We start from the raw sequence: 21,082 nt of genomic DNA, 5'->3' as shown, positions 1-21,082 counted from the left end.
CGCAATGGCCCTGCAGGCCGCCCAGCGGGCGCAAAAGCAACTGTGCGGGCCCGCCGCCGGGCGCGTGCCCGCGCGGTGCATGGCCTTGCGCGGAACCCCGGGTCCGTACAGAGCGCTTTTTCTTTGCACTCTGGGCGCCTTAGGCCATGATGGACCTTGTCCGGGCATGGGGCGCCGCGCCGCCGGGCAGGGATTTTCCTGGCGTTTCTGCGGCATTCGACGTGTGCAAAAACCACCATGGGCACCGAGGCAACCACTCCAGAGCGACCGATTTTCTTGGCAATGGCACCCGCGGGCCCCGTGGGACGGCGCTGGGCCCTGGGCGCCGTTGTCGTGTCGGCCGTGCTGTTTCTGGCGGCCATGCCCTTCGCCAAGCTGCCCCTGCCAAAGATGGGCGCGTTCATCCCCGCCTATCAATCCGCCCTGGTGCTGAGCGATCTGATCACCGCGGTCATGCTGTGGGGCCAGTACCGCATCCTGGGGCATGCGGGCCTGCGCGTTCTGGCCTGCGGGTACCTGTTCACGGCCCTGGTGGCGGTCGCGCACGCGCTCACGTTTCCGGGCCTGGTCGCTGAGGGCGGCTGGCTGGGCGCGGGGCCGCAGAGCACTGCCTGGCTGTACATGTTCTGGCACGCCGGGTTCCCGGCGGCGGTGATTGGGTACGCGCTGAGCAAGCCAGCGGCGGCCAGTCAGCCCGAAGCCGCGCCCGCGCAAGCGGGTTTTCTTTTTTCCACCGCGATCAGCGTGGCCGCCGTGCTGGCGGCCGTGGCAGCCCTCACTGCGCTGGCGACCGTGGGTCAGTCGCTGCTGCCGCCGATCATGCAGGGCAGCCGGTACACGCCGACCATGCTGGCCGTCGTCACCACCGTCTGGGGCGTCAGCGTGGTCGCGCTGCTGCTGCTCCTGCGGCGCAGGCCGCTGGTGGTGCTGGACCTCTTGCTCGTGGTCACCATGTGCGCGTGGCTGTTTGACATCGCGCTCTCCGCCGTGCTCAACGGCGGACGCTTCGACCTGGGTTTCTACGCCGGACGCCTGTACGGGCTGATGGCCTCCACGGCGCTGCTGGCGGTGCTTCTGGTGGAGAACACGATGCTCCACGCAAGGCTGGCGGCGGCCTACCAGGCGGAGCGAGAAAAGCGGCGGCAGATCCAGACCCAGGCGGCGGAACTGGTGGAGAAAAACCGGGAGCTGGATGCCTTCTCCTATTCCATATCGCACGATCTGCAGGCGCCCGTCCGCGTGATTCAGGGGTTCGCGGGCATGCTGCTCGAGCGTTCCGACAGCCACCAGGATGCGGAAACGCGGCGGATGCTCAAGGTGATCGACGACAGCGCGCGAAAGATGGGGCAGTTGATCCGCGACCTGCTGGATTTCGCGCGCCTGGGGCGCCAGCCCATGCACCCTGCCCGCGTCGACATGAATGCCCTGGTCGAGCAGGTCATCGCGGACGTGCGGCACACCGGACCGGGGCGCGATGCCGCGTTCGCGGTGGCGCCGCTGCCGGAAGGCTGGGGCGACCGGGCCCTGCTCCGGCAGGTGTGGGTGAACCTGATCTCCAATGCGGTCAAGTACAGCGGCCCGCAGGGCGCGCACATCCAGATTTCCGGCAGCGGGGACGGCGGTGAATGTGTCTACCAGGTGGCCGACCAGGGCATCGGGTTCGACATGGCCAGGGTGGACCGGCTGTTTGAACTGTTCCAGCGGCTGCACACCGCCGAGGAGTTCCCTGGCACGGGGGTGGGCCTGGCTTTTGTGCAGCGCATCGTGGTGCGGCATGGGGGGCGCGTGTGGGCTCTCGGCGCATTGAACGCGGGCGCCACCTTCAGCTTTTCTCTGCCCCAGGCGCCGACACCGCAGGATGCCGGGGCCACGGGCTGAAGAAAGCCCCGCATGCGCGGCACGGCGTGCCCATCCCAGAAACTGGCAGGTGGCGGATGCGCCGGGGAAGAGGCTGGCAAGCAGGAGCAAAAAGTGCCGATGGCGCCTGATGCACAAGCGCGACATGCTATTGAATGTGTAGCAAGCTGGAGCCTGGCAACCTCCGGGCTGCCGGCCTGCATCGGTCATCATGCCCGCAGCGGCAGCACCAGCCTGAACTCCGCCCCGCGCCCCGCATCGCTGTCCACTTCCAGTGTCCCCCCGTGGCGCTGGATCACCGTGTGCACCAGCGCCAGCCCGAGCCCCACGCCTCCGATGGCGGGGTGGCTGCGGTCATGCAGCCGGCGAAACGGCGCGAACAGCTGGCCCTGCAGTTCCGGGGCGATGCCGGGGCCTTCGTCGCGCACCGACACGACCCAATGGCGGCCCCGCTGCACGATGGAGCACTGCACCACGCCTTCTTCGGGGCTGAACTTGACGGCGTTGTGCAGAACGTTGGCCAGCGCGCGGCACAGCATGGCGCGGTCGCCCACGGCGGGGGCGGTCTCCGGCGCGGCGGCGATGGTGACCTCTACGCCACGGTCGCGGGCCAGGGCCCAGATGTCGTCGACCGTTTCGGCCAGCGCCGCCACCAGGTCCAGGGGGGCCATCCGGTATTCCTGCGTCTCGGCGCTGGCCAGCTTCACGAAGTTTTCCGCCATGCCCAGGGATGCGCGCGCATAGCGCTCGATGCGCAGCATCAGCTCGTCGCCCGGCATGCGGCCGGGGTAGGCACGCTGCATTTCCAGCAGCGTCAGGATGGAGGCATTGGGGGTGCGGATGTCGTGCGAGATGAAGTTCATCGCCTGGTCGCGCTGCAGCTGTGCGCGCCGCATCTCGGTGAGGTCCACCAGCGTCATCAGCCAGCCCGCCTTGGCCAGGTCGGTGAAGGGCCTGCACTGCACCAGCAGGCTGCGGCCCTGGGCGTCGCTGCCTTCGCTTTGTTCGGGCATGCACTGGTTGAGCAGCTTGTCCTGCGTGATGAGCGGCTGCCCGGTGCCGGTCTGCACCAGGTCCTGAAGCAGGTCGACCACGGACTGCCCCTGCAGCGGCACCAGCGGGTCTCCGCCCACGTGGCGGCGCGCTGCCACGTTGGTGAGCAGGATCCGCCCCTGGGGGTCGCAGACGATGGTGGGCGAGGGCAGCTGCTGCAGGCTCTCGCTCACGAAGTGGTGCAGGTCGCGCAGCTGGCGGGATGCGCGCTCCACGGCGTTGATGCGTTTTTCCAGGAAATCGCCCGAATCGCCCGTGCGGGGCTGCAGCCGCATCGACAGGCCGTCGCGCTGCAGGCGCTCCATTTCCAGCCGCAGGAAGTGGGCGGCCGCGCTCAGGCGGCGCCAGCTCCACAGGGGGTAGGCCAGCACGAGCCCGGTCAGTGCCGCGGCGGGCGCGAACTGCAGGCCCACCCACCAGGGCAGGGCCACGCTCAGCAGCAGGGTGGCCACCCCCAGCCCCGCGCTGGTGAGCAACGCGATGAACGGCCCCACCAGCAGCAGGGCCAGCAGCGCGCCCGCCACCGGGGCCAGGTTGAACAAGGTGTTGAGGGCGGGGGCGGCTGGCTGGATCCGCACACCCGAGAGGCGGCCGTCCAGCACCTGGGCCACCACCTCCACGCCGGGCATGAGCCGCGACTGCTGGCTCATGGGGGTGGCAAACATGTCGCCCAGGCCGGCGGCGGCCGCGCCCACGAGCACGTACTTGCCGCGAAACGCATCCGCGGGGACCTGGCCGCGCAAGACGGCGATGTACGAGTAGGTGGTGAAGTGGCCCGGTCCGCCAGCGTAGGCAATCAGGGTGCGGTCGGCGCGCTGCCATGGGCCGGGGGCCGCCATGCGCGCGGGCTCGGCGTTCCCCGGCCCGGCGCGCGGGGCGGCGCAGTGCGCCAGGGCGGGGTCCGCCACGCACTGCAGCGCCATGCTGAAGTGGGGCCAGGGCGCCGCGGCCGGCCCTTCCTGCAGGTACAGGCTGCGCACCACGCCGTCGTTGTCCGGCACCACGTGCACGTGGCCCAGGCGGGCCGCGGCATCCGCGAACGCGGGCCAGGGCAGGTCGGCCGTGTCGGCGGCCGGGCCATGGCCGCGCCGCAGCACCGGCAGCACCACGCGCCTGCTGCGCTGCATGGCGTCGGCCAGCAGCACGTCGTCGCCGGGGTAGTCCAGGTCCTCCTCGTTGAAGAGCACGTCCATGCCGATGGCGCGGGGCTGCTGGGCCGACACCCGCGCGATCAGTTCCGCGTGCAGCGCCCGCCGCCAGGGCCAGCGGCCGATCGCCGCGATGCTGGGGTCGTCGATGGCCACGATCACGATGTCGGGGTGCGCGGGGCGGGAGATCAGGCGCAGGCCGGCATCCTGCACCAGGTGGTTCACCCGGCTCAGGCTGTCGGCGGTGCTGAGCCACGCCACCAGCCCCAGCAGGGCGATGGACAGGAGGCTCCATTCCAGGCGCCGCTGCTGGCCCCGGGTCCGTCCGGCGGTCCGCATCGGCTCAGCCTCTCCGTGCCCTGGGCTGCGGGCGCGGTGCCGGGCTGGGGCGCGGGCGGGCTCTCAAGGCCGCCCCACGGGCTGGCCGTTCGATGTGGAGACCGGCAGGCCGGTGCCCGTGCTGACCCCTGAACCCACCCGGATCTGGCGTGGCGGCGAGAAGTCGCTTTGCAGGCCCGTGGAATCCTGCACCTGGATGCGCACCAGGTAGCTGCCCGCGGGCAGGTTGCCGGCCCGCCATTCGGGAGCATCGAGCAGGGTGTCGAGCACGAGCTTGTCGAATGCGAGGTCGCCGGCACCGGCCAGCTGCAGGCGGAATCGCTGGCCGGGCAGCGCAGGCCAGTGCAGGCGCACGTCGGTGTCGCCTTCCTGTGCCTGCACCGACTGCAGGGACAGGGTGGCGGGGCGGTCCGCCACCATGAAGGGCTGGGGCGGTGCAAACGGCCCCTGGTCGGCCTGGCCATCGGGCAGTTCCAGCAGGCTGGCCACGCGCCAGAAGTAGCTGCCCGCGGGCAGGGCACCCAGGGGCAGGCGGCACTCGCCCAGCCGCTGCGCATCGAGCAGCGGCTGGGCGAACTGGGCGCTGCCGGCCACCTGCACGCGGTACCAGCGCGCGCCGGGCACGTGGGTGCACAGCAGCTCGCCCGTGCCGCTGACCACCACGGCGCCGGGCGCGGGCTGCTGGTACAGCGGCGCCACGGGGCGCGTCTTGATCGCGAAGGGCAGCACGGCGGGCAGCCCCGGGATGCCCGCATCGTCCAGTGCGCGCACGGACAGGTAGTACTTGCCGTCTTCCAGGGCTTTCCAGCGCAGATGGCCGTCCGCGAAGCGGCCGTGGCGCAGCACCTGGGTGAAATCCGGGTCCCGGGCCACCTGGGCCTCGTAGCGGACCGCGCCGGGCAGCGCGGGCACATCGATGGCCAGCAGGCCCGCATCCCCCAGCGTGGCCGGCACGCCCGACGTGTCGGGCGCCGCCAGCAGGGGCCGGGGGGCGCCGACGGTGCCATCGGCCGCCACGGCCAGGCCCTGGCCCGGCGCGAGCATGGCGCCGGTGGGCGCGGGGGCGGCGGTGGCACCGTCCGGGCGCGGCTGCACCGCCACGGAGCCGCTTTGCACCGAGGCGGTGGTCTGGCCGGCGTCGCCCATCGCCACGCTGAAATGGGTGCCGCGCACGCTGGTCACGGCCAGCGGCGTGCGCAGCTCGAAGCGGCGAAACGCCTCGGCGCTGGGTGGCACCGAGGACTCCACCGCGCCGCTGCGCATCTCCAGCACCGATTGCAGGCTGCCCGCGCGCCCTCGCCGGCGCAGCTGCCGCAGTTGCAGCTCGGAATGGGCCTGGACCCGTACCACCGTGCCATCCGCGAGCTTGACGGCCACGAAGGCATCGGGGCCGACCTGCACCACGGCGCCTTCATCGAGCCGGCCGCCCTTCACAAGGGGCTCCGGCGCGGCATCCGCGCGCGCCTGCCCGGTGGCCATGCCGTGCACGAACTCCACGGTGGCCGGCTCCGAAGGCTGCAGGTGCACCGGAATCCACACCACCGAGCCCGGCTGCAGGCGCCGGGGGTTGGCCACCTTGTTGCGGGCCTGCAGCAGCGGCCATTGGTGGGGGGCGGCCAGATAGGATCTGGCCAGGCCTTCGAGCGTGTCCCCTGCCTGCACGGTGTGGGGAATCTCGTCGCCCTGGGGCGTGGCGGAGCGGGCCTCGGCGCGGGGGGGCACCAGGCTCGCCAGGAAGCCGAGGGTGAGTGCCGCGGTGGCGCCCAGGGTCCAGCGGACGCGCCCTTTCATCGTTGCCAAGTCAGATCTCCTTTGTGCCGCCTCGGGCGGCTGGGCAGGCCACGGCGCCCTCTGGGGGCCGTGGAAGGTGGTTCGGGTCAGGCCCTTCGCTGGGCCTCCACGGCTTCAAAACGGTAGCCCACGCCGTAGACCGCCGAGACGATGAAACCGTTGGAAGGCCGCAGGTCCAGCAGGGTGCGCAGGCGCGAGATGTGGGTGTCCAGCGAGCGCGACATCACATCCGCGACCTGGCCCCAGATGATGTCCTTGAGGTGGTCGCGCGACAGCAGCCGGCCCATGTTCTGAAACAGGAACAGGGCGAGATCGTACTCGCGGTTCTTCAGCTCCACCGGCACGCCGTCGATTTCGATGGAGCGGGTCTCGCACAGGAAGCGGTAGCGCCCGAACTCCACCACGCCGCCCGCATTGTCCGGATAGGCGCGGCGCAGCAAGGCCGAGACGCGGGCATTGAGCTCGCCGATGCGCACGGGCTTGACCATGAAGTCGTCCGCGCCGCTGCCCAGGCCTTCGACGATGTCGCGCTCTTCCTGGCGGTGCGTCACGAACAGGATGGGCAACTGGGTGCCCACGTTCTTGCGCACCCAGCGCACCACTTCCGGCCCGGTGGTGTCTGGCAGGTGCCAGTCCACGATCAGCAGGTCAAAGGTTTCGCGGCGCATTTCACGCAGCAGGTCCGCGCCATTGAGATGGGTGTGGCAGACATGGCCCATTGCCTCCGTGGCCTGTTTGATCAGATCCAGCTGGAGCGCATCGTCGTCCAACGCGGCTATGCGCATGGTTTCCCCCGTCGAGAATGCAATTGCGGATTATTTGCGAGAACCACCGCCTCCGAGGGGGCGGGCACGCGGTGCCGTCAGCAAGTTGACATTTGTTGACGGTTTGTGGCGCGCCGGGGACGGGGAGGGGCGGGCGCCGTTCAGCGGTCGGGGGCCAAGGGGCGGGACTCTGGAGCAATCTCGCGCACCAGCCGCATGCCGACCAGGGTGTAGCGGGTCTGCGGGCTGTTCCAGTTGCGGTAGCCGCAGCGCGCGTAGAACGACCATGTGTGCCACGAGCCTCCCCTGCGCACGCGCACCGAGCCTTCGTCGGGCCCCTGCGGGTCGTCGTGCGGAGACTGTGCGTAGTACGTGTCCCCGTGCCAGTCCGACACCCATTCCCAGGCATTGCCCAGCATGTCGTGCAGCCCGAAGGCATTGGGCGCATAGCTGCCCACGGGCGCGGTGAAGGCGTGGCCGTCGCTGCCCTCCAGCGCGTGCTGCCGCCAGCGGGGCCACAGGGGGGCGGCCTCCTGGTCGAAGGTATTGGCGGTGCGCAGCAGCCCCTGCGGGTCATCGCCGTGGGGGTAGCGGGTGCGGGTGCCCGCGCGGCAGGCGTACTCCCATTCGGCCTCGGTGGGCAGGCGGTAGCGGTGGCCTTCGGTGCGGCTCAGCCACCGGGCCAGGGCCTGGGCGTCGTTCCAGGTCACGTTGACGACCGGGTGGTCCGGGCCTTGCGCGAAGCCGGGGTTGCGCCACGAATAGCGCGGGTCGCGGCCCTCAAACGCATCGCCGCGCCGCGTGGTGGCCGGGTCGTAGGCAGGGTTGTAGCCATAGCCGCCGGTGCCGTCCGCCTCGGACTCGGGCTGGTACCCGGATGCGTCGACAAAGCGCCGGAACTGCCCCACCGTGACCTCGTGCTGGCCCAGGTAGAAGGCGCGGGTGATGTGCACCTCGTGGGCCGGGGACTCGTCTGCCAGGTCGGTCAAGCGCTGGCGCTCCAGCAGCGGGAAGGCTTTTTCCAGGGTCTCGAGCGGCGGGACGCCACCCATCCAGAAGCTGCCCGCCGGCACCCGGACAAAGGCCATGCCCAGGCTGTTGACCCAGGGGGCCGTGGCGGGGCGCGCGTCCTGCGCTGCCGGTGGGTGCTGGCAGCCGGCCAGCAGCGCAGTCACCACCACTATCAGCGCCCCACGGCGAACTGACGGCAATGCCGGTGATGCCGGCAATGGGGCGGCGTGGGCGCGTGGCCTCAAGGCTTGTCCTGCAACTCACTCACGCATTCGAACACCAGGCGCGAGCCGTCGTTGCGCAGCAGTTTGGCGTGCAGGGCCATGCGCTGGCATTCGCGGCTGGCCGCGGCGTAGGCCTGGGAGGTGTCTGGGCCATAGACCGGCACACTGAAAGTGCGGTCGCGGCCCGAGGCCATGGGGCCCGAGGGGCCATGGGGGTTGGTCGCATTGCAGCCGGCGAGCAAGGCCAGCACTGACACCGAGGCACACAGCAGTTTCATGGAAGTCTCCCGAGCAGATCAGGGAACCCAGTTTACGCACATGCCCGCACGCCAGGGATGCTCGTAGCCGTCAAGACGCGGCGCGTGGCGCCATTTTTTACCTATTCAGGCTCCAGGCGCAATCACCATGTGCCTTGATTGCTATAAAAACAAGAGCATTTCTGTGCAATGCCCAGGCGCGGCCAGAGTGCCCGGCTTACGCCGCAGCGGCTGCCTCGGCCAGGGCCTGCAGGGCGGCAGCCACCTCGGCGGCCTGCACGCCGTCCACTGGTGCCAGGCGCGGGGCCAGGGTTTGCAGCGCCGTGCTGTCCTTTTGTAGCTGGGCAATGGCCTGGCCAGCTTCCTTGGGCGCGTCAAAACCGATGCTTTGCAGCAGCAGGCGGCCGTCTGCATCCACGAGCTTGAAGTAGAACTTGCCGTCGGCTTCGCGGTACTGCTTGAACGAAGGCAGCGCGGCTTTCGCGGCCTTGGCGGGCTTGGCCGCCGCCGTGGCCTGCGCCAGGCTGCGCAGCCCGACGGCGGCGCGCAGCTCGCGGATGAACGGCGTGGCCAGCGCGCGGGCGCGTTCGGCACCGGCCAGCAGCGTTTGCTCGATGCGCGCGGGGTTGTGGATGAGTTCCTCGTACTGCGCGCGCATGGGGGCGATCACCTGGTCCACGCGCTCGAACAGGGTGTTCTTGGCATCACCCCAGGCGATGCCGTCGGCGTAGGCCTTGCGCAGGGCCTCGGTCTCCGCGGGCGTGGCGAAGGCCTGGTAGATCTGGAACAGCGCGGAGCCTTCGACCTCCTTGGGCTCGGCGGGCGCGCGCGAATCGGTCAGGATGCCGCCGATGAGCTTCTTGAGCTGCTCGCGCGAGCTGAACAGCGGGATGGTGTTGTCGTAGCTCTTGCTCATCTTGCGGCCGTCCAGCCCGGGCAGGGTGGCCACATGGTCGTCGATGGCCGCCTCGGGCAGCACGAAATGCTCGCCATACAGGTGGTTGAAGCTCGCGGCCATGTCGCGCGCCATCTCGATGTGCTGGATCTGGTCGCGGCCCACGGGCACCTTGTGGGCCTTGAACATCAGGATGTCGGCGCCCATGAGCACGGGGTACATGAACAGCCCGGCCGTCACGCCGTCGTCCTGTTCGCGCCCGGCGGCGGTGTTCTTGTCCACGCTGGCCTTGTAGGCGTGGGCGCGGTTGAGCACTCCCTTGCCGGTCACGCAGGTCAGCAGCCATGTCAGCTCGGGAATTTCGGGGATGTCGGACTGGCGGTAGAACGTGACCTTCTCGGGGTTCAGCCCTGCGGCCAGCCAGCTCGCCGCGATCTCCAGCGTGGAGCGCTGGATGCGCGCCGGGTCTTCGCACTTGATGAGCGCGTGGTAGTCGGCCAGGAAGTAAAAGCTCTGCACGCCGGGCGTGAGGCTGGCGGCCACGGACGGGCGGATGGAACCCACGAAGTTGCCCAGGTGGGGCGTGCCCGTGGTGGTGATGCCGGTGAGAAAGCGCGTGGTGCTCATGGAGACGGTGTCAGCAAAAAGGGGGAGAAAAGGCGATCAGCGCAGCAAGGCGGTGAGCGGCGTGAGCAGCAGGTTGATGGCGCCGTAGCCCAGCGACATCAGCGGGCGCAGCCACAGCGTGCCCACCACGCCCGCGATCACGAGGCCCATCACGATGAAGAAGCCCCAGGGCTCGATGCGCGAGACCATGTGGGCCTGTTTCCAGGGCAGCAGGCCCACCAGGATGCGCCCGCCGTCGAGCGGAGGCAGCGGAAACAGGTTGAACGCCCACATCACCAGGTTGACCAGCACCCCGGCGCGGGCCATTTCGATGAAGAAGCGCTCGTCCACGCCAAAGCCCACCAGGGACACCAGCAGCACGGCCCAGACGATGGCCTGGATGAAGTTGGAGGCGGGCCCCGCCAGCGCCACCCACACCATGTGCTTCTTGGGGTTGCGCAGGTTGCCGAAGTTGACCGGCACGGGCTTGGCATAGCCGAACAGGAAGGCCCCCGAGGTCGCGAAGTACAGCAGCAGCGGCATCAGGATGGTGCCGACCGGGTCGATGTGCTTGAGCGGGTTGAGGGTGATCCGGCCCATCATGTACGCGGTGTTGTCGCCAAAGTGGCGCGCGGCGTAGCCATGGGCTGCCTCGTGCACGGTGATGGCGAACAGCACCGGCAGGGCGTAGATCAGAACGGTTTGGATGAGATTGGAGATGTCCACCTGTCGATTGTCTCAGACGCGTGGCATGGGTCCCGGGCCGCGCGGGAGGAGGGGCCGGCCGGGCAGCGTGGCGGCCAGTGGTACGACAAGATCGGGAGTGGCGGACAAATCGTTGATAGCATGTGGCATGGCGTAACGAATTGCATCTGTTGGGCTCGCGTCCAGCCCTTTTCTTGCGCTCTGGCCCACACTCATACTACGCAGACCCCTTTCGGAGACATTCCCGTGCCCTTGGATCACCTCAAAATCGGAACCCGCCTCATTCTTGCGTTCGGGGGCATCGCCCTGCTGGTGGCGCTGACCATGGGCATGGCGATGTCCAGGATCGGCCGGGCCGAAGACGCCTACCGCGGCGCGGTGTCCACGGCCAGCAACGCCGCCGCGGACGGTGAACGCACGGCCAAGGCCACGCAGGCGCAGGAGCACCTGCAAGGCGCGCGCGGCTGGATCGTGGGCGGCGGGCTGGCGGTGTTCGCGCTCTCGCTGGTGGCTTTTCTCACGCTGCGCAGCGGCATTGTCAGCCCGCTCAACCAGGCCATCCTGATCGCCGAAACCGTGGCCTCGGGGGACCTGAGCCAGGAATTCAGTTCGGACCTGGAAGGGGACTTCGGCCGGCTGCTGGGAGCGCTGGGCACCATGGAAGACACGCTGACCGACCTGGTGTCGCGCATCAAGCAGGATGCGGATGCCATCAGCGCCTCCGCGGTGAACATCGACCATGGGAACACCGACCTGTCCCGCCGTGCGGAGGACCAGGTGTCCTCCCTGACCGAAACGGCGGCCAGCATGGAGCAACTGACCGCCACCGTGCGCCAGAACGCCGAGCGCGCCCATTCCGCCAGCGGCCTGGCCGTCAAGGCCTCGGCCATCGCCGAGCACGGCGGCACCGTGGTGGGCGAGGTGGTGCAGACCATGCAGGCCATCAGCGGCAGCTCGCGCAAGATCGTGGACATCATCCAGGTCATCGAAGGCATTGCCTTCCAGACCAACATCCTGGCGCTGAACGCCGCCGTGGAGGCCGCCCGCGCGGGCGAGCAGGGCCGGGGCTTCGCGGTGGTGGCCAGCGAGGTGCGCAACCTGGCCCAGCGCAGCGCGGTCGCCGCGCGCGAGATCAAGGCGCTCATCAGCGCGTCGGTGGAGCAGGTGGAGAGCGGCGCCGGCCAGGTGGGCAAGGCTGGCAAGACCATGGCCGAAATCGTGACCGCCGTGGGCCAGGTGAGCGCGCTGCTGGGGGAAATCTCCATCGCCCTGCGCGAGCAGAGCGAGGCCATCAGCCACGTGAATGTGGCGGTGTCGCACATGGATGGCTCCACGCAGGAAACGGCCGCGCTGGTTCAGAGCGCCGTGTCCACCGCGACCTCGCTCACCGCGCAGGCCCGGGACCTGGAGCAGGCCGTGGGTGCGTTCAAGCTGTAGCCCCCTGAGCGGCTGCGCCGCTTCCCCCTCAGGAGGACGCCACCGGTGGCCTGGCGGAGCCAGTTCCACGGTGGCGCTGGTTCTTGGCAGCGCCAGTTTTTGGGCGCGGTAGCCTGAAATGTGCTTTTGCCGATCCTCAAGACCGCTCTGCGCGGGCGCAGGGCGGGCCCCCGGGGCCTGCAGTTTTTACAGCCCCAGAGCCTTCAAGCTGCCCCGGCCTTCGCGCATCACTTCGGGTTCGCCGCCGGTGCCCATGGGGGTCAGGTCCACCACCGTGGTGGGCTCCAGCGGGCAGGCGCCCGCATCCACCACGGCATCCACCAGCTTTTCATAGCGCTCGCGGATTTCCTGCGGGTCGTTCAGCGGTTCCGTCTCGCCAGCGGGTATCAGCGTGGTGGCCAGCAAGGGAGCGCCGTGCAGCTCCAGCAGCAGCTGCAGGCCCTTGCGGTCGGGCACGCGCAGGCCGATGGTCTTGCGTGAGGGGTGGCTCACGCGGCGCGGCACTTCCTTGGTGGCTTCGAGGATGAAGGTGTAGGGGCCGGGCGTGCCCAGCTTCAGCAGGCGGTACTGCCGGTTGTCCACGCGCGCATAGTTGGCCAGCTCCGACAGGTCGCGGCACAGCAGCGTGAGGTGGTGCCTGTCGTCCACCTGGCGGATGCGGCGCAGGCGGTCCACGGCGTCCTTGTCGTCCAGGTGGCAGACGAGGGCATAGCTGGAGTCGGTGGGCACGGCCACGATGCCGCCCTTTTGCAGCAGCGCCGCCGCCTGCTTGAGCAGGCGGGGCTGCGGGTTGTCGGGATGGACTTCGAAATACTGGGCCATGAACGGGTGCGCCTCAGGCGTTGGCCGGATGGAGGATGCGGTCGGACAGCAGCTCCCACACGGGTGTCAGCGCGCCGGGCAGCAGCGGCAGAGTGCCCAGGTCGGTGTGCGATTCATCGGGGCTGTGGAAGTCGCTGCCGCGCGACGCGGCCAGGCCGAATTCCTGCGCCATGCCGGCGTAGGTGACGTATTCGGCAGCGCTGTGGCTGCCGGTGACGACCTCCACCCCGCGCCCGCCGTGGGTCTTGAACTCGGAAAACAGCGCGAATTCCTCATTGGCGCTGAACTTGTAGCGCGCCGGGTGGGCAATGATCGCCATGCCGCCCGCGTCCGTGATCCAGCGCACGGCGTCGCCCAGCGACGCCCAGCGGTGCGGCACGTAGCCGGGCTTGCCTTCGGTGAGGAACTTGCGGAACACCTCGGAGGTGTCCTTGCAGACCCCGGTTTCCACCAGGAAGCGAGCGAAATGCGTGCGCGAGATCAGTGCCGGGTTGCCCACGAACTGCAGGGCGCCTTCATACGCGCCCTGGATGCCCACCTGGGCCAGCTGCTGGGCCATGTCCTTGGCGCGTTCGCCGCGCCCGCCCCGGGTCGCGGCCAGGCCCTGGGCCAGCTGCGCGTCGTCGGGGTCGAACCCCAGGCCGACGATGTGGACGGTGGTGTCGGCGAAGGTGACGGAAATCTCGGTACCCGTGAGATAGGCCATGCCCTGTGCGTGGGCGGCTGCGCGGGCGCGGTGCTGGCCGCCGATTTCGTCATGGTCGGTCAACGCCCACAGCTCGACACCGTTTGCCCTGGCCCGCGCGGCCAGGTCCTCGGGGGTCATGGTTCCGTCGGATACCACGGAATGGCAGTGCAGGTCGGCGTTGAGTATGGTTGTCACGAGGCCATTTTAGGGCTTGTACCGATAACGTGCCTTGCCGAACCCAGCAACACTGCAGTCAGGGGCATTGCGCCCGGCGGCCCGGCAACCTCGGCCGGGGCCATGTGCCGGGCAGTCCTTTCAGACCATCGTAGGCGTTCCAAGGAGCAACCATGAAATTCAACGACCTGCGCGTGTCCCACAAGATGTGGAGCGTCATCCTGGGCCTTCTGGCGCTCATGCTGGTCTCGGCCATCTGGACCCAGTGGTACGGCCGGCAGGTGACGGCGTCCACCGAAGAGGCCGTGGAAAAATACGAAGCCGCCATCACCACCGCCGTGACCTGGCGCGGCCTGGCCGAGGTGGCCGTGACGATGTCGATGGCGAGTTTCGTCACCACCGACCAGGCGCTCAAGGCCGACTTCGACACCCGGGTGGCCGCGCTCACCGCGCGCATCACGCCGGTGCAGGAAAAGATCAACAAGACCTCCGTCTCGCCCGAGGACAAGGCGGCGCTCGCGCAGGTGGCGGCCACGCGTGCGGATATCCGGGGCCAGACCGACAAGCTCAAGGAGCTGACGGATGCGGGCGATGCGGCGGCCAAGCAGGCGTACCTGGCGAACGTCTACCGCCCCAAGGCCGTGGCCTACCTGGAGGCCATCGACAAGTTCGTGGCCGCGCAGCAAAGCCAGCGCGACGAAGCCGTCCGTGCGGCGCACGACACGCGCGGCAACCTGGTGCTGATCGGTGCCGTGGCAGCCGTCGCCGTGGTGCTGCTGGGCATGCTGCTGGCCGCGATGCTGGTGCGCTCCATCACGGCGCCGCTGGACCGCGCGGTGGCCCTGGCCGAGGCCATCTCGGCGGGCGACCTCACGCAGAACATCCACGACGACCGCAAGGACGAGCTGGGCATGCTCACGCGGGCCCTGTCGGCCATGTCAGACCGCCTTCGCGGCGTGGTGAGCGAGGTGCGCTCGGGGGTGGACTCGGTCTCGTCGGCGTCGATCCAGATCGCCAACGGCAACCACGACCTGTCGGCGCGCACGGAGCAGACGGCCTCCAACCTGGAAGAGACGGCGGCGAGCATGGAAGAGCTGACGGCCACGGTGAGCCAGTCGGCGGACACCGCGCGCCAGGCCAACCAGCTGGCCGGAACGGCCGCGCAGGCGGCGGCACGCGGTGGCGAAGTGGTGGGCCAGGTGGTCACCAGCATGCAGCAGATCACCGACAGCTCGCGCAAGATCAACGACATCATCGGCGTCATCGACGGCATTGCCTTCCAGACCAACATCCTGGCGCTGAATGCTGCGGTGGAGGCGGCCCGCGCGGGCGAGCAGGGCCGGGGCTTCGCGGTGGTGGCCAGCGAAGTGCGCAGCCTGGCCGGGCGCAGCGCCGAGGCGGCCAAGGAAATCAAGACCCTGATCAGCGCCTCGGTGCAGAACGTGGAATCGGGGTCGGCCCAGGTGGCGCAGGCGGGCCAGAGCATGGAGGAAATCGTGGCGAGCGTGCAGCGGGTGAGCGACCTCATTGGAGAGATCACGGCATCCTCGACAGAGCAGCGCGACGGTATCGCCCAGGTGAACCAGGCGGTGACGCACCTCGACCAGATGACGCAACAGAACGCGGCGCTGGTGGAGGAGTCGACGGCGGCGGCGGCCTCGATGCGCGACCAGGCGCAGAGGCTGGCCGAGGTGGTGGCCATGTTCAACGTGGGGGCCGTGGCCAGCCGGGCTCCCACCGCGCCCGCCCGTTCCGCGCCACCCGCCATGGCGCCGAGGCCCGCCCCCGCCGCCAAGGCCCGCGTGGGTACCAGTGCCAGCGGCAAGCCCGCGGCCAGCACCAAGGCGCCAGCGGCCGCGCGGCTGTCTTCCCCCGCGCCGGCCGCCGCCCCCAAGGCGGCTGCCCCGGCACCATCTCACCCACCGGCGCCACGCGCCACCTCGGGAGGCAACGACGATGAGTGGGAAAGCTTCTGATCCGGGGTGGAGGCCCTGGCCGCTACCGAACTGATTGCTCTCGAAATAATAGCTGAAGGCGCTTGACCAGCAAGCGCTGGAGGCCATTTTTTGCAAAAATAGGCGCCAGGGGGCGCTGGCGCCCTGACTCTTGCCTCCCCCGTTCCACCTCTGTGCCCCGTTTGCGCCGCTCGCGGTCCGTGCCCGGCGTGCGCCCGCGTGGCCGCCGGTGGGGAATGCGGGTTTCTCCCGGTGAGGTGCTGGCGTGGCGGCGCGCCGGGCTGGCGTAGGCTATGGGTTGTTTGCTGATGTAATCGGATGTTTCCCTGGCGAGCCTCGCCTTGCATGAAAACACTACAGATCCACGAGGAAGAACAACCCATGCAACTCGACAATATCCGCGTTTCCCGCAAGCTGTGGGGCGCATTTCTGGGCCTGATGATCGGCATGCTGCTGCTCTCGGGCTTTGCCCAGAACCGGGCCAACAGCTCCATGTCCTCGGCGATCGACGCCGTCGTGGACATCGAGGGGCGCATCTCCGCCGCCGTGCGCTGGCGCGGCGCCACCGAGACGGCCGTCACCATGGTCATGGGCGGCGCCGTGACCACGGATGCCGTGCTGGCCGAGCAGTATGGCGCCAAGGTCAAGGAGATCATCGGCAACATCAACAAGGTGCAGGAAGGCATCGTGGCCTCGGCCACCGCCCCCGAGGAAAAGGCTGCGCTGGACAAGGTGCTGGAGGCCCGCAAGGCCGTGCTGGCGGCCACCGCCAAGACCTGGGAGCTCAAGGGCGCCGGCGACGCCGTGGCGACCCAGCGGTTCGCCGACAACGAATTCGCCCCCCTGGTCACCAAATACCTCAAGGCGCAGGACGACTTCGTCGCCACGCTCGAGACGCGCCGCGACGCCATCCGCGCCGACGCCTCGGCGCGCCGCGTGGAATACGCGATCTGGGGAATCATCACCTCGCTGGTGCTGATGGCCGTGGGGCTGTTCCTGGCCTGGAAGCTGGTGCGCTCCATCACCCTTCCGTTGGATGAGGCGGTGAACACCATCGACGCCATCGCGGCGGGCGACCTCACCCAGGAGCTGCAATCCGTCCGCAAGGACGAGTTCGGCCACATGCTGCGTTCGCTGTCGGCCATGTCGGCACGCCTTCGCGGCGTGGTGAGCGAGGTGCGCTCGGGGGTGGACTCGGTGTCGTCGGCGTCGATCCAGATCGCCAACGGCAACCATGACCTGTCGGCGCGCACGGAGCAGACGGCCTCCAACCTGGAAGAGACGGCGGCGAGCATGGAAGAGCTGACGGCCACGGTGAGCCAGTCGGCGGACACCGCGCGCCAGGCCAACCAGCTGGCCGGAACGGCCGCGCAGGCGGCGGCACGCGGTGGCGAAGTGGTGGGCCAGGTGGTCACCAGCATGCAGCAGATCACCGACAGCTCGCGCAAGATCAACGACATCATCGGCGTCATCGACGGCATTGCCTTCCAGACCAACATCCTGGCGCTGAATGCTGCGGTGGAGGCGGCCCGCGCGGGCGAGCAGGGCCGGGGCTTCGCGGTGGTGGCCAGCGAAGTGCGCAGCCTGGCCGGGCGCAGCGCCGAGGCGGCCAAGGAAATCAAGACCCTGATCAGCGCCTCGGTGCAGAACGTGGAATCGGGGTCGGCCCAGGTGGCGCAGGCGGGCCAGAGCATGGAGGAAATCGTGGCGAGCGTGCAGCGGGTGAGCGACCTCATTGGAGAGATCACGGCATCCTCGACAGAGCAGCGCGACGGTATCGCCCAGGTGAATCAGGCGGTGACGCACCTCGACCAGATGACACAGCAGAACGCGGCGCTGGTGGAGGAGTCGACGGCGGCGGCGGCCTCGATGCGCGACCAGGCGCAGAGGCTGGCCGAGGTGGTGTCGGTGTTCAACGTGGGCGCGGTCGCGGTGCGCGCGCCAGCAGCACCCCGCCCGGCGCCCGCTGCCGCGTCCCGGCCGGCCGCGGCCAAGGTGGCCGCCACCCACCACCCGCGCGTGGCGGGGGCCAAACCCGCCGTTGCACGGCCTCCAGCACCGGCCCCGGCCCGGCTTGCGCCGCCCGCGGCCCCGGCGGCCCGGCCCGCGCCACCGCCGGCGGCGGCTTCCCGTGGCGGCGATGACGACTGGGAGAGCTTCTGACGGCCGCCCCTGGGTTGGGCTGGTTGCTACTAAATAGATAGCTTCCGGCGCTTGCCAGCCGTGCGCGGGCGGCCCATTTCATCGCGCCATCTGCCGCCTTCTCCATGAAGGCTGCCCCCACTGCCTTGGTTCCTGTGGCGCCTTGTGCGCCGTTCGTTTCCGCGCACCCCCGAAAAGGACTTGCCCATGCCCCTCGTCAACATCCGCCTCGCCCGGCGCGACCTGCCCACCACGGCCGCGCAGAAGGCGGCGCTCATCGCCGGCGTCACCCAGCTGATGCAGCAGGTGCTGGACAAGCGGCCCGAGACCGTGACGGTCATCATTGACGAAGTGGACCCCGAAAACTGGGGCCAGGGCGGGGAGCCGGTGACGGTGATCCGCCAGCGCCGCCAGTGACCCGTGCGCGCAGTCCTCAGAGCTGCGCGCCCTCGACCAGGAACTGCACCTTGCGCTCGCCCTTCCACTCGTTCACATCGAGGCGGAAGGCCAGCAGCACGCGCGCGGGCAGTTGCTCGGTGTGGCCGAACCAGATGGCATCCACCGGGTTGCCCTGGTGCATGAGCTTGATCGACAGATGGTTCTTGGACTCGCCCACCAGTCGCTGGCTCACGATCTGCACTTCTTCGCTGAACGTGGGGGGCGCAAAGCCCTGGCCCCAGACCTCGTGGTGCAGGGTGTCCACCATGTCGGCGCGGCAGTATTCGGGGGCCAGGGGGCCGTCGGTCTCGATGCGGCGGGTGAGGGTGGAGGCATCGAGCCACTCCTGCGCCACCTGGGCCAGGGCGCGCTCGAACACATCGAACGCTTCTTCGGCCACGGTGCAGCCCGCCGCCATGGCATGGCCGCCGAACTTCAGCAGCACGCCCGGGTGGCGCTTGGCCACCAGGTCCAGCGCATCGCGCAGGTGAAAGCCGGGGATGGAGCGGCCCGAGCCCTTCAGCTCGTGCTCCTTGCCCGGTGCGCTGCTGGCCGCGAACACGAAGGTGGGGCGGTGCAGCTTGTCCTTGATGCGGCTGGCCACGATGCCCACCACGCCTTCGTGGAAGTCGGGGTCGAACACGCTGATGGCCGGGGGCGGCTCCTCGTCTTCCTGGAACAGGCTCTCGGCCATCAGCATGGCCTGGTCGCGCATCCCGCCCTCGATCTCGCGGCGCTCGCGGTTGATGCCGTCGAGCAGGCCCGCCAACTCGGCGGCGCGGCCTGCGTCGTCGGTCAGCAGGCATTCGATGCCCAGCGTCATGTCGGCCAGGCGACCCGCGGCATTGATGCGCGGGCCCAGCGCAAAGCCAAAGTCGAACGTGGTGGCCACCGGGGCCTTGCGGCCTGCGGCATGGAACAGCGCGGCGATGCCTGCGGGCATCTGGCCCGCGCGGATGCGCTTCAAGCCCTGGGCGACCAGGCGGCGGTTGTTGGCGTCGAGCTTCACCACATCGGCCACGGTGCCCAGCGCCACGAGCGTGAGCAGCGGGTCGAGCTTGGGTTGCAAGGGCTGGTGCGCCCCCACGCTCCCCACTACGTGTGGTTCGCTGCCCCCCAGGGGGGCGCTCGCGCCTTGGGGCGGCCCGGCGGCACTCGGCGCATCAAAGATTCCGCGTGCGCGCAGCTCGGCCCGCAGCGCCAGCAGCACGTAGAACATCACGCCCACACCGGCCATGGACTTGCTCTCGAACGTGCAGCCGGGCTGGTTGGGGTTGACGATGGCGTCGGCCGCCGGCAGTTCGGGCCCGGGAAGGTGGTGGTCGGTCACGAGCACCTGCAGGCCCAGCGCCTTGGCCTCGGCCACGCCGTCCACGCTGGCGATGCCGTTGTCCACGGTGATGAGCACGTCGGCGCCGCGCTCGGCCACGCGCCGGGCGATGGGGGGCGTGAGGCCGTAGCCGTCGGTCACGCGGTCGGGCACGAGGTAGTCCACGTGCTGCGCGCCCAGCAACCGCAGGCCGCGCACGCCCACGGCGCAGGCGGTGGCGCCGTCGCAGTCGTAGTCGGCCACGATGACAAGGCGCTTGTTTTGCGCCATGGCGTCGGCCAGCAGGCGGGCGGCGGTGTCAATGCCTTTCAAACCCGAGGGAGGGAGCAGGCGGCCCAGGCCGTCGTCCAGCTCGTCCTTGGCACGCACGCCGCGCGCGGCATACAGGCGGGCCAGCAGCGGGTGCACGCCGGCTTGCTCCAGCACCCAGGCGGCGCGGGGGGGGATGTCTCTTGCTACTATTTTCATAGCTTCTCGCGCAGTTCTGCAAAGCGCTGGGGCCTGAAAAGGCTTTGAAAACGCTGGGCCAGGGTGCGGGGGGCGGTGTGGAAGGCCAGCGTATTGCGCTCGCCGCACAGGGTCAGCAGCACGGGCGTGCCGCCTTCGGCCTTGCGCAGCAGGTCGGCCACCGGGCCTGCGTCCAGCGCGGTCCAGGCGGCGGCCCAGGCGCGCCAGTCTTCATTCAGCGCCGCGCCGCGCAGGGTGGTGGGTACCGTCGGCGCAGTGGCGGAGGTGGGGGCGGGCACAGGCAGCGGGCCGGTGCCATGCACCCAGAACGAGTTGATCACCGGCAGCCCGCGCGCCGTGCGCTCGTCGTTGAAGGCGTGGGTGTAGAGCAGCATCTGCATCTCGCTGTGCAGGCGGTGCAGCGTGCGGGCCTCGCGCGCATCTGGCATCCAGGCGCGCACGTCGCGCAGCAGCACGCGTTCCAGCGAGGCGGTGGCAAGCAGGGCAAACAGCGGGCTGCGGGCCAGCCAGCGCGTGGGCTGGTCGTAGTGCAGGGTGATGCCGTCTTCGGCGAACCAGGGGGACACGATGGCCAGCAGCGCGCGCGATGCGGCCTCGTCCAGCGCGAGGTGCTCGGGGTCGCGCAGCGTGACGTGGTCGGTGCTGACCTGCCACTGGCAGGGCGTGACAAAGGCCCAGGCCGCTCCATCGGCGGGCTGGCCCTGCTGGTGGCGGTGCCACGCGGCCCAGGGGATGCGGCCGTCCTGCGCAGGCAGGCCCAGGGCGCGCGCCAGGGCGCGTTCGTGGGGGGCGGAGAAGGTTGTTTCCTCGCCGCTGTCACTCTGGGCGGGATGGGGGCTGAGCCGGGCCAGAAGCCGGTCCAGGTGGGGCAGGGCCAGGCCCTGCAGGGCTTGCTGGCATCCCGGGGAGGCGCTGGCGGCGTAGGGAATGAGCAAATGGGTGGTGTCCGACATGGGCCTATTGTCCGGGATGCCACAA

The 21,082-nt window shown here is 69.7% G+C and carries 16 protein-coding genes; 5 read left to right on the top strand and 11 right to left on the bottom strand.

Annotation, left to right across the window (positions count from 1 at the left end; all coding sequences use genetic code 11):
• The first annotated feature begins 282 nt into the window (after positions 1 to 282).
• Entirely contained in the window at positions 283 to 1,878 is a 1,596-nt protein-coding gene (locus KW843_RS14320) for an ATP-binding protein (RefSeq protein WP_255594758.1), read from the top strand.
• Positions 1,879 to 2,066: 188 nt separating this feature from the next.
• Here KW843_RS14320 and KW843_RS14315 read toward each other — a convergent pair whose 3' ends face one another.
• From KW843_RS14315 to KW843_RS14285, 7 genes are all read right to left on the bottom strand, one after another.
• A complete protein-coding gene (locus KW843_RS14315) occupies positions 2,067 to 4,397 on the bottom strand; it encodes a CHASE2 domain-containing protein (protein WP_218295784.1) in 2,331 nt (776 codons plus the stop codon).
• A 63-nt stretch (positions 4,398 to 4,460) separates the two neighbouring features.
• A complete protein-coding gene (locus KW843_RS14310; protein WP_218295840.1) occupies positions 4,461 to 6,188 on the bottom strand; it encodes a FecR domain-containing protein in 1,728 nt (575 codons plus the stop codon).
• A gap of 86 nt (positions 6,189 to 6,274) precedes the next feature.
• Positions 6,275 to 6,973 (bottom strand): response regulator transcription factor, encoded by a 699-nt coding sequence (locus KW843_RS14305; protein WP_218295783.1) that lies wholly within the window; start codon positions 6,971 to 6,973, stop codon positions 6,275 to 6,277.
• A gap of 140 nt (positions 6,974 to 7,113) precedes the next feature.
• A complete protein-coding gene (locus tag KW843_RS14300) occupies positions 7,114 to 8,040 on the bottom strand; it encodes a formylglycine-generating enzyme family protein (protein ID WP_218295839.1) in 927 nt (308 codons plus the stop codon).
• Positions 8,041 to 8,204: 164 nt separating this feature from the next.
• The gene (locus tag KW843_RS14295; protein WP_218295782.1) at positions 8,205 to 8,465 is read right to left on the bottom strand and encodes a hypothetical protein; all 261 of its coding nucleotides are present in this window, start codon (positions 8,463 to 8,465) and stop codon (positions 8,205 to 8,207) included.
• 196 nt (positions 8,466 to 8,661) lie between these two features.
• On the bottom strand, positions 8,662 to 9,966 hold the full coding sequence (locus tag KW843_RS14290) for a tryptophan--tRNA ligase (RefSeq protein ID WP_218295781.1): 1,305 nt from the start codon (positions 9,964 to 9,966) through the stop codon (positions 8,662 to 8,664).
• 36 nt (positions 9,967 to 10,002) lie between these two features.
• The gene (locus KW843_RS14285) at positions 10,003 to 10,671 is read right to left on the bottom strand and encodes a site-2 protease family protein (RefSeq protein ID WP_218295780.1); all 669 of its coding nucleotides are present in this window, start codon (positions 10,669 to 10,671) and stop codon (positions 10,003 to 10,005) included.
• 225 nt (positions 10,672 to 10,896) lie between these two features.
• Here KW843_RS14285 and KW843_RS14280 point away from each other — a divergent pair, with 225 nt between their 5' ends.
• Complete coding sequence (locus KW843_RS14280) at positions 10,897 to 12,087, top strand: methyl-accepting chemotaxis protein (RefSeq protein ID WP_369643118.1); 1,191 nt, start codon at positions 10,897 to 10,899, stop codon at positions 12,085 to 12,087.
• A 186-nt stretch (positions 12,088 to 12,273) separates the two neighbouring features.
• Here the strand turns inward: KW843_RS14280 and KW843_RS14275 are convergent, their stop codons facing one another.
• Positions 12,274 to 12,909, bottom strand: coding sequence for an L-threonylcarbamoyladenylate synthase (locus KW843_RS14275; RefSeq protein WP_218295778.1), 636 nt, complete (start codon positions 12,907 to 12,909; stop codon positions 12,274 to 12,276).
• A gap of 13 nt (positions 12,910 to 12,922) precedes the next feature.
• Positions 12,923 to 13,792, bottom strand: a complete 870-nt coding sequence (locus KW843_RS14270) for a 3',5'-nucleoside bisphosphate phosphatase (protein ID WP_218295777.1) — start codon at positions 13,790 to 13,792, stop codon at positions 12,923 to 12,925.
• A 152-nt stretch (positions 13,793 to 13,944) separates the two neighbouring features.
• On the opposite strand from KW843_RS14270, the gene KW843_RS14265 reads away from it, so the two are divergent.
• From KW843_RS14265 to KW843_RS14255, 3 genes are all read left to right on the top strand, one after another.
• The gene (locus KW843_RS14265) at positions 13,945 to 15,747 is read left to right on the top strand and encodes a methyl-accepting chemotaxis protein (RefSeq protein ID WP_218295776.1); all 1,803 of its coding nucleotides are present in this window, start codon (positions 13,945 to 13,947) and stop codon (positions 15,745 to 15,747) included.
• A gap of 360 nt (positions 15,748 to 16,107) precedes the next feature.
• Entirely contained in the window at positions 16,108 to 17,889 is a 1,782-nt protein-coding gene (locus KW843_RS14260) for a methyl-accepting chemotaxis protein (RefSeq protein WP_218295775.1), read from the top strand.
• Positions 17,890 to 18,075: 186 nt separating this feature from the next.
• Positions 18,076 to 18,285, top strand: coding sequence for a 4-oxalocrotonate tautomerase family protein (locus tag KW843_RS14255; RefSeq protein ID WP_218295774.1), 210 nt, complete (start codon positions 18,076 to 18,078; stop codon positions 18,283 to 18,285).
• Positions 18,286 to 18,301: 16 nt separating this feature from the next.
• On the opposite strand, the gene recJ is transcribed toward KW843_RS14255, so the two are convergent.
• Together recJ and KW843_RS14245 are read right to left on the bottom strand one after the other, a co-directional pair.
• Positions 18,302 to 20,104 (bottom strand): single-stranded-DNA-specific exonuclease RecJ, encoded by a 1,803-nt coding sequence (gene recJ / locus KW843_RS14250; protein WP_218295773.1) that lies wholly within the window; start codon positions 20,102 to 20,104, stop codon positions 18,302 to 18,304.
• On the bottom strand, positions 20,101 to 21,057 hold the full coding sequence (locus tag KW843_RS14245; RefSeq protein ID WP_218295772.1) for a phosphoglycerate mutase: 957 nt from the start codon (positions 21,055 to 21,057) through the stop codon (positions 20,101 to 20,103). Before KW843_RS14245 ends, recJ begins: the two co-directional genes overlap by 4 nt.
• Positions 21,058 to 21,082: the final 25 nt, after the last annotated feature.

It is taken from the genome of Acidovorax sp. sif1233 (assembly GCF_019218755.1).
Classification (GTDB): Bacteria; Pseudomonadota; Gammaproteobacteria; order Burkholderiales; family Burkholderiaceae_C; genus Acidovorax.
Note: the sequence above shows the minus strand (reverse complement) of the source record. Positions and strands in the feature narration are given on the sequence as shown.